The organism is Amycolatopsis sp. NPDC104819 (genome assembly GCF_055583145.1).
The window spans coordinates 335,234-349,704 of sequence record NZ_JBVJON010000007.1 but is presented as its reverse complement, the minus strand read 5'-3'; the positions used below and the strand labels follow the sequence as shown (position 1 = coordinate 349,704).

Annotated in this window: 15 protein-coding genes; 5 read left to right on the top strand and 10 right to left on the bottom strand. The window is 71.4% G+C overall.

The annotated features are described in order from the left end of the window. Window positions 1-70 precede the first annotated feature (70 nt). The 7 genes from ACZ63E_RS24215 to ACZ63E_RS24185 all read right to left on the bottom strand — a co-directional run bounded on the left by ACZ63E_RS24215 (window position 71) and on the right by ACZ63E_RS24185 (window position 5,650). The gene (locus ACZ63E_RS24215; RefSeq protein WP_465338384.1) at window positions 71-793 is read right to left on the bottom strand and encodes a PIG-L deacetylase family protein; all 723 of its coding nucleotides are present in this window, start codon (window positions 791-793) and stop codon (window positions 71-73) included. Window positions 794-982: 189 nt separating this feature from the next. Further along, window positions 983-1,651 carry a response regulator gene (locus ACZ63E_RS24210; protein ID WP_465338383.1) on the bottom strand — a complete coding sequence of 223 codons (669 nt, stop codon included), beginning with the start codon at window positions 1,649-1,651 and terminating at the stop codon, window positions 983-985. After that, complete coding sequence (locus tag ACZ63E_RS24205) at window positions 1,648-2,817, bottom strand: sensor histidine kinase (RefSeq protein WP_465338382.1); 1,170 nt, start codon at window positions 2,815-2,817, stop codon at window positions 1,648-1,650. The genes ACZ63E_RS24210 and ACZ63E_RS24205 overlap by 4 nt, the downstream gene beginning before the upstream one ends. A 5-nt stretch (window positions 2,818-2,822) precedes the next feature. Beyond that, complete coding sequence (locus ACZ63E_RS24200) at window positions 2,823-2,969, bottom strand: GGIII-like transmembrane region-containing protein (RefSeq protein WP_465311531.1); 147 nt, start codon at window positions 2,967-2,969, stop codon at window positions 2,823-2,825. Window positions 2,970-3,004: 35 nt separating this feature from the next. Further along, window positions 3,005-3,247 carry a hypothetical protein gene (locus ACZ63E_RS24195; protein WP_465311530.1) on the bottom strand — a complete coding sequence of 81 codons (243 nt, stop codon included), beginning with the start codon at window positions 3,245-3,247 and terminating at the stop codon, window positions 3,005-3,007. Window positions 3,248-3,583: 336 nt separating this feature from the next. Continuing rightward, window positions 3,584-5,275, bottom strand: a complete 1,692-nt coding sequence (locus tag ACZ63E_RS24190) for a flavin monoamine oxidase family protein (RefSeq protein WP_465338381.1) — start codon at window positions 5,273-5,275, stop codon at window positions 3,584-3,586. Window positions 5,276-5,437: 162 nt separating this feature from the next. Then, a complete protein-coding gene (locus ACZ63E_RS24185) occupies window positions 5,438-5,650 on the bottom strand; it encodes a DUF5988 family protein (protein ID WP_465338380.1) in 213 nt (70 codons plus the stop codon). Between the two features lie 220 nt (window positions 5,651-5,870). Here ACZ63E_RS24185 and ACZ63E_RS24180 point away from each other — a divergent pair, with 220 nt between their 5' ends. From ACZ63E_RS24180 to ACZ63E_RS24160, 5 genes are all read left to right on the top strand, one after another. After that, on the top strand, window positions 5,871-6,623 hold the full coding sequence (locus tag ACZ63E_RS24180) for a thioesterase II family protein (protein WP_465338379.1): 753 nt from the start codon (window positions 5,871-5,873) through the stop codon (window positions 6,621-6,623). A gap of 88 nt (window positions 6,624-6,711) precedes the next feature. Continuing rightward, entirely contained in the window at window positions 6,712-7,908 is a 1,197-nt protein-coding gene (locus tag ACZ63E_RS24175) for a glycosyltransferase (protein ID WP_465338378.1), read from the top strand. Then, on the top strand, window positions 7,905-8,879 hold the full coding sequence (locus ACZ63E_RS24170; protein ID WP_465338377.1) for an ATP-binding cassette domain-containing protein: 975 nt from the start codon (window positions 7,905-7,907) through the stop codon (window positions 8,877-8,879). Before ACZ63E_RS24175 ends, ACZ63E_RS24170 begins: the two co-directional genes overlap by 4 nt. Next, complete coding sequence (locus ACZ63E_RS24165; RefSeq protein ID WP_465338376.1) at window positions 8,876-9,718, top strand: ABC transporter permease; 843 nt, start codon at window positions 8,876-8,878, stop codon at window positions 9,716-9,718. Before ACZ63E_RS24170 ends, ACZ63E_RS24165 begins: the two co-directional genes overlap by 4 nt. A gap of 55 nt (window positions 9,719-9,773) precedes the next feature. Further along, on the top strand, window positions 9,774-9,899 hold the full coding sequence (locus ACZ63E_RS24160; protein WP_465311523.1) for a hypothetical protein: 126 nt from the start codon (window positions 9,774-9,776) through the stop codon (window positions 9,897-9,899). On the opposite strand, the gene ACZ63E_RS24155 is transcribed toward ACZ63E_RS24160, so the two are convergent. Genes ACZ63E_RS24155 through ACZ63E_RS24145 form a run of 3 tightly spaced genes read right to left on the bottom strand, consistent with a single transcriptional unit; the run spans window position 9,896 to window position 14,282 of the window. After that, window positions 9,896-11,518: a helix-turn-helix domain-containing protein gene (locus ACZ63E_RS24155; RefSeq protein WP_465338375.1), complete on the bottom strand. Its 1,623-nt coding sequence runs from the start codon at window positions 11,516-11,518 to the stop codon at window positions 9,896-9,898. The two genes, ACZ63E_RS24160 and ACZ63E_RS24155, sit on opposite strands and share 4 nt — an antisense overlap. Further along, on the bottom strand, window positions 11,518-12,903 hold the full coding sequence (locus ACZ63E_RS24150; protein WP_465338374.1) for a carboxylesterase/lipase family protein: 1,386 nt from the start codon (window positions 12,901-12,903) through the stop codon (window positions 11,518-11,520). Before ACZ63E_RS24150 ends, ACZ63E_RS24155 begins: the two co-directional genes overlap by 1 nt. Then, window positions 12,900-14,282: an FAD-binding oxidoreductase gene (locus ACZ63E_RS24145; protein WP_465338373.1), complete on the bottom strand. Its 1,383-nt coding sequence runs from the start codon at window positions 14,280-14,282 to the stop codon at window positions 12,900-12,902. Before ACZ63E_RS24145 ends, ACZ63E_RS24150 begins: the two co-directional genes overlap by 4 nt. Between the last annotated feature and the right edge of the window lie 189 nt (window positions 14,283-14,471).

The following is a 14,471-nucleotide window of genomic DNA, read 5'->3' as shown; positions in this document are numbered from 1 at the left end:
CACGGCCGAATGGCTTTCGTGGCAACGGTTGCGTGCCGCGTGGCGGTCGGCCTGCTTTTGGCCGGCTCGGTCACCAGGACATCCGGTACGGCACGAACGATTCGCCGTATTCCCAGCAGTGCGACCCGCCGGTGGCGGCGTCGATGGTCCGGACGTGGTTCAGGGACCGGGGCTGGTTTCCCGGCCGCATCTGGGTGCCGTAGGCGCGCAGTGCTTCTTCTTTGTCGGCCCAGTGCGCGGAGGTGTCGACGTGGACCCACCACGGCTCCGAGTCGGCGGACCAGCGGTCCTCGACCCCGCGGTAGCCGAGCACCATCTTCGGTGTCGGCTTGAGGCCGGGGCCCTGGATCCGGGCGGCGGCGAAAGCGGCGCGGAACACCGCCTGGTGGTCCTGGTGGTACCCGCCGGCCGCGGGGATGATCAGCGCCTCCGGCCGCACCGCCGAGAGTGAGCACTCCTCGTGCTTCTCGATGAGGTTGACCAGGTCACGCTGCTTCGTGGTGATGTCGAGGTCGCCGGTCTCGTCGACCCAGGCGATCGTCTGGGTCGTGGTGCCCAGCGCCTTGCAGGCGGTTTCGAACTCGGCGAGCCGGGTGTTCGGATCGCTGTGCGAGCCCCACATCTTCGCGGCCCGGACGGTCACGCACAGCACGTGCACGCCGATGCCGGCGGCGGCCAGCCGGGCGGCCGTGCCGCCGGGGCCGATGGTCTCGTCGTCCGGGTGCGGGGCGACGACGAGCACCTGGTCGCCCGTCGACAGCCCGAACGGGTGTCGTGAACTCTCGTTGGTCATCAGCGCCGGCTCTTTCGTCGTCGGCCCGCCGGATTTCCCGGAAATGAGCTCGGGACGCGGGCGGTGCGATTTCCCGGAATTCCGGGAACGAACGAAAGGCTAGTCAGCGCTGTGATTACCGGACAACCCCTGCCGGGATTCGATGACCCCTAGCGGGCCCCTGACTCGGGGCGGGTGGAATAGGGGGTGCTAGTCCCCGAGTCCGTGCTGGTAGACGTACCGTACCGCCTCGCTGCGGTTGCGGACGCCGATTTTCATGAAAACATTGTTGGCGTGCGTTTTCACGGTCGCTTCACCGATCAGCATGGCGGTGGCGATCTCGGCGTTGCTCAGGCCGCGGGCGATGTGCGAGAGCACTTCGGACTCCCGGGTGGTCAACCCGGGAATACCCGTCCGCGTCGGCGGTGCGGTCACCGTTGTGGTCCCGGAGTGGTTGAACGCCGCGACCAGCCGTTGCGACACCGCGGCGTCGAAGGTGATCTGGCCCGCGGCGGCGGCGCGCAACGCGGCCGCGATCTGCTCGCGGCCGGCGTCCTTGGTCACGTAGCCCCGCGCGCCGGCGTGCAGCGCGGCGGCGATCGACTCGTCGTCGACGTAGGTGGTGAGCACGAGCACCGCGATGCCCGGGTGCTCGGCGGCGATGCGCCGGGTGGTCTCGATGCCGTCGAGCACCGGCATGCGCAGATCCATCAGGACCGCGTCGGGCGGGTCTTCGGCGATCACGCGCAGCGCTTCTTCGCCGTTGCCGACGTTGCCGATGACCTCGATGCCGTCCATCAGGTCGAGCAGCGCGACGAGCCCTTCCCGCATGATCTGCTGGTCGTCCGCGACGATCACGCGGATCGTCCCGTCGCTCATTCCGGCACCTCGGCCGTGACCAGCCAGCCGCCGCGGGCCGGGTCCGCCGGCCGGGCGACGAGCGAACCGCTGACCAGCGCCAGCCGTTCGCCCATGCCCACGAGGCCGTAGCCCGACGACTGCGTCTCGGCCGACGGCTGGACCGGCACCCGCATGGGCTCGTTGTGCACCCGCAGCGTCACCTTTTCGTCGGAGAAGTCCAGCACCATCCCGATGGGCGCGCCCGGCGCGTGCTTGGCCGCGTTGGTCAGCGCCTCGCGTCCCGCGCGCAGCAAGGAGATCGCGGTCTCGGGCCGGATGGGCCGCGCGGTGCCGGTGGTCTCGAAGCTCACCGGCACACCGTGGTCGGCTTCGTGCTCGGCGGCCAGCTCCCGCAGCGAGGCGGACAACGGCGGCGAGTTGTGCCGCAACGCCGCGACGGCGCGCCGGGCCTCGTTCAGGCCTTCGTTCGCCAGGCGCCGGGACCGGCGCAGCCGCTCCAGCGCGGCCTCGCGGTCGCCTTTGACGCTCAGCAGTCCTTCGGCGAGATCCAGCTGCACACTCAAGGCGCCGAGTGAATGTGCCAGCACGTCGTGGATCTCCCTCGCGATGCGCGTGCGCTCTTGCAGCGCCGCGGCTTTGGCGTGTTCGTCGTGCATAAGGCGCGTCTGCTCGAGCAGCAGTTCCGCCTGGTGCGCCTGGACCTGGTACTGCCGCCGGTTCAGCCCGAACAGCGTCGAAATCAGCATCACGATCGCGTAGCCGAGCATCGTCACCCACGACTGGTGGGCGAGCGCGCAGCTGGTGACGACCACGCCGACTTCGAAGCCGGCGAAGGCGATGATGAGGTTCGCGCTGACCCCGGCCAGCGCGGCGAACACCCCGAGCGGGACGCCGGCCATCAGCATCGCCGTGCCGTCCGTGCTCCACCCGACCACCAGCGTGGGCAGGAACGAGCACAGGGCGAGCGCGGCGGTCGAGGTCCGCGGCCAGGTCCGGTCGGACAGCGCGAAGAGCAGCCAGCACAGGAAACTGACGCCGCAGACCGTCCACACCAGCGGGGACGCCCGCGCCGTCAGCAACGCGCCGAGCAGCAGCAGCGTGCTGATGACCTGGACGACGAGCCACCCCGGCGCGACCCGTTCGGCCAGCCCCAGTTCGGTGTCCTCGTCGCCGGAGCCCTGCATGGTCCTTAGCTCTTCTTCTTGAACATCAGGACGATGACGCCCAGGAGCAGGATCGCGAGCAACGCGACGCCGCCGATGATCAGGTACCGCTCGAACATGAGGTCCATGACGTCGCTCATGCTGGTGTCCGCGAGGACGGTGGTGGTGTCCATGGTGGTTCCTCCCCGTCAGCCGTTCGACGGCTGGGTCAGTCGATTTCCTTGTGCTTGACGTTGCCCTGCTTTTCGCGCTCGCTCAGGTAGTCGAGTGCCTTGGTGCCGAGCGCGCCCTTGTACCCCTGGCTCTTGCTCAGCTTGTTGCGCACGACCGGCTCCACCATCGACTTCGCCTGGTCGAACCGGCCGGTCTTCTTCAGCGCGAACACGACAACGCCGATGAGCAGCAGGAGCAGGATGATTCCGCCGCCGATCATGGCGAAACGGAGAAGCATGAAACCGATAACTTCACCCATGGCAGATTTCCTCCGTGTGAGTCTGTTCCCGCACCCGTTTCCGGATGCTTTCCTCCGCCGGTTCCGACTGCTTCCGACACGTTGGACACTACTGCTCCACCCGGGTGGAGCAGGACCTCCGCACGGTGGAGATCCGGGTGGAGGTCCGGCGGCAGGCGTGGGGGGAGCCGGCCCCCGTCGTGCGGGGGATCGGGGCCGAAAAACCGGCCTTGAGCTGCATAAACAGCAGCCGGGCACGCAGTTCGCGTGCCCGGCTGCTGTCATGGGCCCCGAGTCCGGCGCCGGGGGAGTAGCGCCTGCTCCGGGGTGGCGTGCTCAGTCCATCGGGAGGTCCACCGGGGCCAGTTCGGAAAAGAGGTCACCCGGTCCCGGATTGCCCGGAACCGTGGTGCCGCCGAGGTGGTTCAGTACGCCCCAGACCGCATTCAGCGCCGTTGTGACGGCGCCTTCCGCGAAACCGCCGGTCCACGATATGTCATCTCCGGCGAGAAAGAAACCCCGCTGTCCCGGCGGCATCTCCTGCTGCATGAAATGGGTGTACAACCGCCGTTGGTAGCGGTAGTGGCCCGGCAGGTTCGCCTTGAACGCGCCGTTGAAGTTCGGCTCGTTCTCCCACGTGACGGTGATCGGCGGGCCGGCCAGGCGCGCGCGGATGTCGACGCCGGGGTAGATGCGTTCCAGCGTGGCCAGGATGCTGTCCATCCGCTCGCCGTCGTCCAGTGTGGCCAGCTTCGCCGAGTCGTCGTTCCAGGTGTAGGACAGGCACATCACGCCGGGGCGGTCCGGGCCGTCGTCCATCAGGTAGACGCTGCGCGGCCCGCGGTCGGTGAGCGTCATGCTCAGTGTGTCGCGGCCGGTGCCCGGGTCGAGGTCGCGCCAGAACGGCCGGTCGGTGAGCACGAAGACCTTGGACGAGCCCATGTAGTGCGTGCGCTCCACCGCTGTCCACAGTGGACGCGACAGCAGGCTCTCGTCGGTGCGGATCCGGGTCGTCAGCAGCCGCACGTGCGGGGTGAAGACCACCGCGGGGTACGTCCGCGCGTCCCCGCAGCTGTCCCGCACGGTGATCAGGTCGCCGGCCCGCTCGATGCGCGCCACCCCGGGCCGGGGCTGCCCGCCGTGCAGGTCGGCCAGCGACGTGCCGTCCGGCCAGTGGGCGGCGCCGTGGTGGCGGTGCGTCCAGAGCCGCTCCGGCAGCTGCTGGCAGCCGCCGACGATGCTGCGCTGCTCGTCGTCGGCGCCGCTGAACACGACCCGCAGGATCTCCAGGATCGAGTTCGGGAAGTCGGTGTCCCAGCCGCCGGTGCCAAACCCGACCTGGCCGAAGATCTCGCGGTGGCGGAAGGAGGAGAACGACGTCGAGTTCGCGATGAACTCGTAGAACGACTGGTCGTCGAGCCGCGAGACGAGGTTGTTCCAGATCGCCTTGATGCTGCCGACGTCGCGGCGGCGGATGGCGTCCTCGATCGCCGAGCGCTCGGCGTTCTCCTGCAGTGCCTTGTCCCAGGCGTCGGACACCTGCTGGTAGACCGACGGCAGGTCGGCGGCGGTGCGCGCCCAGGTGGTGCGGCCCTCCAGGTCGATCACCGTGCTCGGCGTGGCCGGGTCGAGCGGGTTCGGGAACGCCTTCGTGTCCAGGCCCGCTTCGGTGATGTAGTGGTAGAGCGCGGTGGCCGACACGGGGAACCGCATGGCGCCGAGCTCGGCGACCGAGTCCGGGTGGCCGTCGAAGGCCGCCGAGCGCATCCGGCCGCCGAGCTGCTGCTCCGCCTCGTAGACGACCGGGCGCAGGCCCAGCCGGAGGAGCTCGTGCGCGGCGACGAGACCCGCGACCCCGCCGCCGACCACGGCCACCTCGGTGCCGTGGACGGCCGCGGGCAGCGTGCCGAGGCCACCGGGGTGGCCGATCCAGTCGTCGTAGGCGAACGGGAAGTCCGGCCCGAACATCGTGAGCGGTCCGGAAAGCGTCCCGTTCTCCCGCGGACGCTCGAGGGGAAAGGTAGTCATGAGCGATCGTGCCTTTCTGCGGGCCGGCTCGAATTCGGAGGCCGAGCACGAATCCTGGCGCTGAAAGTGAGAATGGCGATGACCATGGACGGATACATCGTGCCCGTTCCGAAGGTATTCGCGGGCCGGGCCGCGCGGATACCCCTGGTCACCCCTAGCCGATCACTCGGCGACGCGCGTGCGGCCGCACCAGGCGAACACCGGGACCTGGGCGCCGCCGCTGGTCGTGACGAACTCCCCCTCGTGGGTGAAGTGCTCGTAGCCGGCGCCGTAGCTGACCTTGGCGACGTCGCCGAGGTTGCCGACCGTCCACTCGCGGTGGCGCTCGATGAGCTCGGCGGGACCACCGGAAAGCGTGACCGTGATTTTCGACATGGTTCGTCCTCCGTCGGTTGGGTTTTCGCGGTGAAAAGAATGCAGTAAATGTGTTCTGCGTCTCTCGAGGATGCCGGGCGGGAGAACGGCGTGTCAAGGTGGGCGGCTCCTATTCGTGAATGGCCCTGAACAGGGGTTACGGGGGTTTTGATAGGGGTTGTCCGCGGTCCGCGCATCCTGGGAATCTGCCCGGGTAGGCCACTGCGAGAAGGGGAGTGCCGTGCACGAGAGCAGCTGGATCCGGAGTTTCCACCGCCGGCCCGGGCCCGGGCACCGGCTGGTGTGCTTCCCGCACGCCGGCGGCTCGGCCAGTTACTTCTACCGGGTGGCGAAGGCGTTCGCCGCGGCCGGCCCGGACGGCCCGGCCGAGGTGGTCGCCGTGCAGTACCCCGGCCGCCAGGACCGGCGGGCCGAGCCGTTCGCGGCGAGCATCGCCGAGCTGGCCGAGAAGATCGCCGCGGTGCTGGCCGGCGCCGACGACCGGCCGCTGACCCTGCTGGGACACAGCATGGGCGCCACCGTCGCGTTCGAAGTCGCGCTGCGGCTGCGGTCCGCGGTGACCGGGCTCGTCGTGTCCGGCCGCGCGGCCCCGTCGGCGCACCGCGGCGGCACGTCCCACCTGCTCGGCGACGACCAGCTCATCCGCGAGGTCCGGGCGCTGGCCGGCACCGACGCCGCCCTGTTCGGCGACGACGAGCTGCTGCGGATGGTGCTGCCGGCGATCCGCAACGACTACCGCGCGGTCGAGACGTACGAGCCCACGCCCGGTGCGGCGGTCGACGTCCCGATCACCGCGCTGACCGGCTCCGAGGACCCGCGCGTGACCGCCGCGGAGATCGCCGCCTGGGAAGGGCACACGCGCGGCGCGTTCACGCTGCACACCTTCCGCGGCGGGCACTTCTACCTCGACCACCACCTGCCCGAGATCGTCGGGCTCCTGCGTCTCCAGCTGCGGGAACGCGCCGCCGTCTAGGGGTGGGTAAGGGTGTCGCGGAGGCCCGCGGCAGACCTACTGTCGCAGGCAAAGCTGCTTCCCGCGTCCACAATGGAAGGTGTCGACCGTGCGAGTTCTGTGCACTGTGACCGGCTCGCCCTCGCACGCCAGGGCGATGCTCCCGATCGCCAGGGGCCTGGCGGAGGCGGGGCACGAGATCCTCGTGGCCACCTCCGGCTACCTGGTGCCGACCTACGACGGCGAGCCGGTGGACGTCCGGGTCACCATGCCCGACCTCGGCGAGCTCATCATGAACATCCGCGAGTACTCCGCGAAGCACAACGGCGGGGTGCCCGACGAGCGGCTGGACATGATCTCGTTCGCCGGGGAGAAGCACGTCACGAGCGCCTTCGAGAAGACCTTCCCGCTCGCCAAGGACTTCGCGCCGGACCTCGTCCTGCGCGACGGCTCCGAGCTGTCGGGCTGCCTGGTCGCCGAAGCGCTGGACGTGCCGCTGCTGTCCGTGCCGTCGGGCGCGGGCAACACCCTCGACCCGGACGGCCTGCTGCCGCTGCTGAACGAGCGCCGCCGTGAGGTCGGCCTGCCGGAGAGCGACGACCGCAACGCGATCTACCGCAACGGCCGCATCGACTGCATGCCGCACGAGTACTCCTTCGCCAACTACGCGCCGCCGCAGGCGTTCGCCTACCGGCAGCCGCTGGACGTCAAGCGCAACCTGCGTCTCCCCGCGGAGGTCGCCGCGCTCTCCGGGGACAAGCCCCTGGTGATCGCGTCGATCGGCACCACCCTCGGCATGGTGAAGACGATCCGCGAACAGGGGGTGGCGGCCGACGAGCACTCGCCGGAGGCCGCGACGCCGCTCGCCGCCATCGTGAGCGGACTGTCCGAAGTGGACTGCCACGCCGTGGTCGCGACCGGGGGCTACCCCGTCGAGGTCCCGGTGGGGGACAACGTCCACCTCTACGACTGGATCCCGCAGCCGCTGCTGCTGCAGTGCGCGCAGGCGTTCCTGACCCACTGCGGGTACAACAGCACCCGCGAGGCGGTCGGCGCCGGCGTCCCGATGGCCGGGCTGCCGCTGATGGGCGACCAGGAGTACCACGCCACGCAGGCCGAGAAGATGGGCCTGGGCCGGAAGGTGCCCGAGGAGAGCGGCGCCGCGATCGCCGAGACGGTGACGGCGCTGCTCGCCGACGACGGCGTGCGGGCCGAGGTGCGCCGCGCGCACCGGGAGATGCTCGCGCTGCCGGGGGTCGACGGAGTGGTCGAGCACCTCGAGCACGTGGTGGCGCAGGCGCGATGAGCGGCGAGTTCGCCATCGAGGCGGCGGGGCTGACCAAGACGTTCGGGAAGTCCCGCGCGGTGGACGGGGTGGACCTGCGGGTCCGCACCGGCGGGGTCTACGCGATCCTCGGCCCGAACGGCGCCGGCAAGACCACCACCGTCCGGATGCTGTCCACGCTGCTGCCCCCGGACGGCGGCGCCGCGCGGGTGCTCGGCCACGACGTCGTGACCGAGGCCGACCAGGTGCGCGGGCGGATCAGCCTCACCGGGCAGTTCGCCTCGCTCGACCAGGACCTGACCGGGCGCGAGAACCTCGTGCTGCTCGGCCGGCTCTTCGGGTTCCGCGGCCGTGAGGCGCAGGAACGCGCGGACGAGCTCCTCGAGGTCTTCGAGCTGACCGAAGCCGCGGCACGCCCGGTGAAGACGTACTCCGGCGGCATGCGGCGACGCGCCGACATCGCCGCCGGGCTGGTGGTCGCGCCGGACCTGATGTTCCTCGACGAGCCCACGACCGGGCTCGACCCCCGCAGCCGCAACCAGGTCTGGAACATCGTCCGCGCGCTGGTCGCCGCGGGCACCACGGTGCTGCTGACCACGCAGTACCTCGACGAGGCCGACCAGCTCGCCGACCGCATCGCGGTGATCGACCACGGCCGTGTCATCGCGGAGGGGACGTCGGGGGAGCTGAAGGCGTCGGTCGGCTCGGCCGCGCTGCGCCTGCGGCTCACCGACCCGGCCGACCGCGAACGGGCCCACGGGGTGCTCGCCGGCGAGCTGCGGGTCCCGGTGCACTCCGGCGCGGAGCCGGGAACGCTGACCGCGCAGGTCACCGACCGGCCGGCCGAACAGGCGTCCGCCGCCCTGAGCGGGCTGTCCCGCGCGGGCATCGGCATCGCCGACTTCGGCCTCACCCACCCGAGCCTCGACGAGGTCTTCCTGACCCTGACCGGCAAGCCGGTCGCGGACGCGGAGAAAGGCGTGCTGACATGACGCAGGTCCAGGCCCCGCCGGCGGGGGAGCTCGCACTGGCGCACCTGCGCGGGGTGCTCACCTCGCGCCCCCGGCCGCCGCGGCCGGGGCCGCTCACGACGTCGCTGGTGTTCGGCCGGCGGACGCTGCTCAAGCTCAAGCACCTGCCCGAGCAGCTGATCGACGTGACGGCGTTCCCGATCATGCTGACGTTGATGTTCACCTACCTCTTCGGCGGCGCGATCGCCGGTTCGACCGGGAACTACCTGCAGTACCTGCAACCGGGGATCCTGGTGCAGACGATCGTGATGATCACGATGACCACCGGCAGCGCGCTCAACGCCGACCGCGTGTCCGGGGTGTTCGACCGCTTCCGCTCGCTGTCGATCTGGCGGCCGTCCGCGCTGGTCGGCGCGCTCCTCGGCGACGGCGCGCGGTACCTGCTCGGCTGCGTGATCGTCCTGGTGCTGAGCCTGGTCCTCGGGTTCCGGCCGGCGGGCGGGTTCGGCGGGGTGCTCGCCGGGGTCGCGCTGGTGCTGGTGTTCTCGTTCAGCCTCGGCTGGCTGTGGACGACGCTCGGCCTGCTGCTGCGCACCCCGCAGGCGGTGACGTCGCTGAGCATGTTCGTAATGCTCCCGCTCACCTTCGCCAGCAACATCTTCGTCGACCCGAAGACGATGCCGGGCTGGCTGGCGTCGGTGGTGGGCCTCAACCCGATCACCCACCTGACCACCGCGGTCCGGGCGGCGATGGACGGCACGCTCACGTCCGGGCAGACCGGCTTGGTGCTGCTGTGGTGCGCGGGACTGGTCGGGGTGTTCGCGCCGGCCACTATGCGCCTGTATCGGACCAGGCACTGAGCGTGAACGTTTGGTACCCTGAAATCGAAGATCCACAACTGGGAGGAAACGGATAATGGGCTTGTTCTCGAAGGTCGCCGGCATGCTGGGCGGCAAGAAGGGCATCGACCGCGAGCGCCACAACCGGGACAAGGACCTGGAGAAGGAGCGCCGCCGCGACAAGAACGGCAACCGTCGCTAGTCCTCTTGGGACAGTTCTTCCGCCAGGCGGTGGATGCGCAGGGCCAGCTGGACGTCCAGGGCCCGGTCGCCGTCCTGCCAGTCGTCGCCCAGCAGGGCGGTGATCCGGTCCAGGCGCTGGTAGAGCGTGTTCGGATGGATCGTCAGCTCGTCGGCCGCCGTGGCCTTGCGGCGGCCGCAGCGCAGGAACACCTCCGCGGTGCGGACGAGGTCCGTGCCGCGTTCCTCGTCGTGGGCCAGCAGCGGCGCGAGCGTGCGGGTGACGAACGTGCTCGCGTCCGCGCGCCCGGCCCGGCCGAGCAGGTAGCGGTACGGGCCGAGGTCCGCGGGTGACGCCGTGGAACCGGTGCGGCCCAAGGCTTCCAGCGCCCGGACGCACGCCGCGGCGTCGTCGTACGCGTCGGCCAGCGCGGCGGCTCCGGTCGCCGGCCCGGCCAAGCCGGTGGTGCCCAGCTTCAGTGCGCGAGCCGGAGTTTCGTCGGTGCGGACCAGCGCGACCAACCGGTCGTCCACCGCGGCCGCGAGACCGCCGTGGCGCGCGGCGAAGTCCCGCAACCGTGGCAGGGCTTCGAGGTTCGGCGTCACCACGGCGAGGTGCGGGCGGCGCAGGTCCAGGCCGAGCGCACGCGCGCGGCGGGCGAACGCCGGCTCGTCGCGCACCCGCCGGGTGACCAGCTGCTCCAGCAGGTCCGCCGCCGTCCGGCGCTCGGCGTCCGCCACCGCGCGCTCGACGGACGCCACCAATGCCACGGTCAGGGCCGAGCGTTCCAGCAGCCGGACGTCCGCGTCGTCGAGCGGCTCGGCCGGAACCACTTGCAGCGCCCCGAAATACGCGTTCGCCGACGCGACCGGGACGGTCACCGTCCGCTCGCCGACTTCGGTGCGCCGCGCGGCCGGGTCCGCGAACCACGCCGAGGGTTTGCCCTCGAGCACCGCGTCGATCGGGACGCCGTTGCGGGCGGCAGCACGGACTTCGTCGTGTTCGTCGGCGACGAGCACCAGACCGGGCACCAGCTTCGACAGCGGGACGACCACGTCTTCGGGAACGGCCACCTCCGAAAGCTCGTCGTGCAACCGCACGGCGCGTTCCAGCCGGTTGTTCGCCGCCGCGAGCGCGGTGACCAGCTTCGCGTTCTCGATGGCGATCGCGGCGAACGAACCGAGCGAGGTCAGCAGCGACGACTCCGCCGCGGTGAACCGGCGGACGTCCCGCTGCGAGACCATCAGCACCCCGGCCACCTTGCCGCGCAACCGCAACGGCACCCCGAGGATCGTGCGCAGGCCCTCGTCCTCGGCGACGCGGTCGACGGCGCCGAGGTGCGTGAGCCCGCTGTCCCCGAGGTAGTCGGCGCTCTGCACCGGCTCGCCGGTGCCGGCCACGCGCCCGGCCAGCCCGCTGTGCGGCGGCAGCACGACCCCGCGCAGCCGCGGGCCCAGCGAGCCGTCGGTGACGCGGATGACGAGCGAGCCGTCCGGTTCCGCCAGCGCCAGGTAGGCGACGTCGACCCCGAGCAGCCGCCGCGCGTGGTCGACGACCTCCTGCACCAGCGCGTCGAGGTCGTGCACCGCCGACAGCCGCAGCACGAGGTCGTAGAGCTCGCGCAGCCCGTGGGTGTCCATCAGCCCAGGCGTGCCGTGGCTCCTTCGGCCCAGCCCGGGTCGCCGGTGGCGGCGAAGGAGTACCACGCGGCGTTGAGCTCGCGGGCCAGCTCGGCCGGGGCGTGGTCGCCGACCAGGCTGCGAGCCGCGTCGAGCGCGTCGAACACGAACGGCAGCTCCATGCCGTGGCACGCGCCGAACACCGGGGCACGCCACTCGAACTCGTACCGGTACGACCGGCCCTGGTGATTCTCGACGAGCTCTTTGACGCCGTCGCGGAACACGAGGTCCGTCATCGCCTCGACGAACACCTCACCCGCCTTGCGGCCCTCACCCAGGCCGTAGCGCTTGAGCGCGCCGGCGGCGTCCGGGTGCGACGCCGACAGCATCGCAACCGCCTGCTCGTCGGTCAGCACGTCCGCCAGCCCGGTCGGGCCGAAATACAGCAGCATCTCTTCGCGGCACGTCCCCGCGATCAGGTCGACGTCGGCACTCGCGCCGTCGCGGATCGCTTCGCCCGGGTGCCGCGGGAGGACGTCGTCGCCGACCAGCGGGAGGAACGGGCTGAGGCCGTAACTGCGGTCGAGGCCGTTCTCGTCCCGCAGGTCCGGGCCCTTGCCGGGCTGCAGGACCGCGTCCTGCGCGGTGAGCAGCTGCTCGGTCGTCAGCGTCCGGAAGGCGGCGGCGGTGGGCTCGACGCCCAGGCCGTCGGCGACGACTTTGGTCAGCCGCTCCAGTTCTCCGCGCCCGCGCACCATGTTTGCGTGTCCACTTTGGACAATAGCGCGACGGAAGAGTCCCGCCGAGAGCGGGGAACCGAGCAGGCAGGCTACGCTGATCGCGCCCGCGGACTCGCCGAACAGGGTCACGTTGCCGGGGTCGCCGCCGAACGCCGTGATGGTGTCCTGGACCCAGCGCAGTGCGGCGAGCTGGTCGCGGAGGCCGAGGTTGGTCGTTTCGCCGTCGAGCGGGAGGAACCCGTCGATCCCGAGGCGGTACTGCAGGGTCACCAGCACCGCGCCGGCGCGGGTGAACGCCGTGCCGTCGTAGACGTCGGCGGACCCGGTGCCGCCGATGAACGCGCCGCCGTGCACGAACACCAGCACCGGCAGGCCTTTCGCGCCCGGGTCCGGCGTCCAGACGTCGACCGTCAGGTAGTCCGGGCCCGCCGGCCCGGGGCGGCCGACCAGCGGCGAGAGGTCGAGGCCCGGGATCTCGCGGTGGCGCTGCGGCGCCCTCGGGCCGGCTTCGGTGGTGTCGCGGACGCCGTCCCAAGCCGGCGCCGGGACGGGCGGCGCGAACCGCAGCTCGCCTTCCGGCGCGGCGGCGTAGGGGATGCCGCGGAACCGGACACCGGTGGCGGTCGGCGTGCCGCGGACTTCGCCGGCGGTGGTGCGGACGATCATGCGGGTGTCCCTTCGGGGAAGACCTTGCCGGGGTTGAGGATGTGGTGCGGGTCGAGGGCGTTCTTGACGGCGTGGTGCAGGGCCAGGACGCCGGGCCCGAGCTCGCGCGCGAGGCCGGGCTGCTTGAGCAGGCCGACGCCGTGCTCGCCGGTGACGGTGCCGCCGAGGTCGAGGGCGCCGGTGATGATGTCGTCGAACGCGGCCTGGGCGTTTTTCTTCGCGGTCTCGTCGCCGGCGGGCGTGACAAGCAGCGGGTGCAGGTTGCCGTCCCCGATGTGGGCGACGTTGGCGATGAGGACCCCGTGGCGCTGTGCGGCGGCGTCGATGCGGGCGAGCATCTCGGGCACGGCCTGCGTCGGGACGCAGACGTCCTCGGTGAGCACCGGGCCGAGGCGTTCCAGCGCGGGGTAGGCCAGCCGGCGGGCGGCGAACAGCGCGTCGGCCTCGGCCTGGTCGGTCGACCGGGCGGCCCAGGTCGCGCCGGCCCCCTCGAAGCAGTCGAGGATCTCGGCGGCTTCGTGCTCGCCGAGCGCGCCGGGGGCGTCGGTGCGGGCGAGGAGCACGACGTTGGCATCGGCGCTCAGGCCCATGTTCTTCCACTGGTCCACGGCGGCGAGGCAGTGCCGATCGACCAGCTCGAGCGCCGATGGCAGCACCCCCCGGGCGGCGATGGCGGCGGCCGCCCGCCCGGCGTCGACGGTCGTGTCGAAGTACCCGGCGACGGTCCGTTCCGCGGCGCGGGCGGGCCGCAGCCGCACGGTGACCTCGGTGACGACCCCGAGCGTGCCTTCGGACCCGACCATCAGCCCGGTCAGGTCGTACCCGGCAACGCCTTTCGCGGTGCGGCGGCCGAGCCGGACGAGCTCCCCGGTGCCGGTGACGACCTGCAGGCCCAGGACGTAGTCCCGGGTGACGCCGTACTTGACGCAGCAGATCCCGCCGGCGTTGGTGGCGACGTTCCCGCCGAGCGTCGACCACGGCGAGCTGGCCGGATCCGGCGGGTACCAGAGGCCACGTTCGGCGCAGGCGGCCCGCAGGTCGTCATTGACCACGCCGGGCTCGACCACGGCGTACCGCTCGTGGGTGTTGATCTCCTTGATGGTGGTGAGCCGGTCGGTGACCAGGACCACGCAGCCGTCTCCGGCGTTGGCCCCGCCGGAGAGCCCGGTGCCGGCCCCGCGGGTGACGAGCGGGGTCCGGTGGCGGATGCAGGCTTTGACGACGGTTTGGACCTCTTCGGCCGTGTGCGGCCGGACGACCACGGCGGGCAGTGCGTAGGGCGCCCATTCGGCTTCGTCGTGGGCGAAGCCGGGCAGAACGTCCGGATCCCGCACCAGCCGGTCAGCCGGCAGCGCGGCGGCCAGGTCGTCGATCACCATCCGCGGGAACCTCCTCGTCACCGGCCTCCCACGCTAGGGCGGCGTGCGAGGTCTGGCTATGGGGAAAGTCCCCACCGGGTGACTCGGGCGACGTGCAGACCGCACAGCGGGGCCGGGTTCCGCGACGTTCGGTCCCGGCGCTTGGTCGCCCAGCCGCGCCCGGTCTGAGGCGAAGCGTGGCATCTGGCA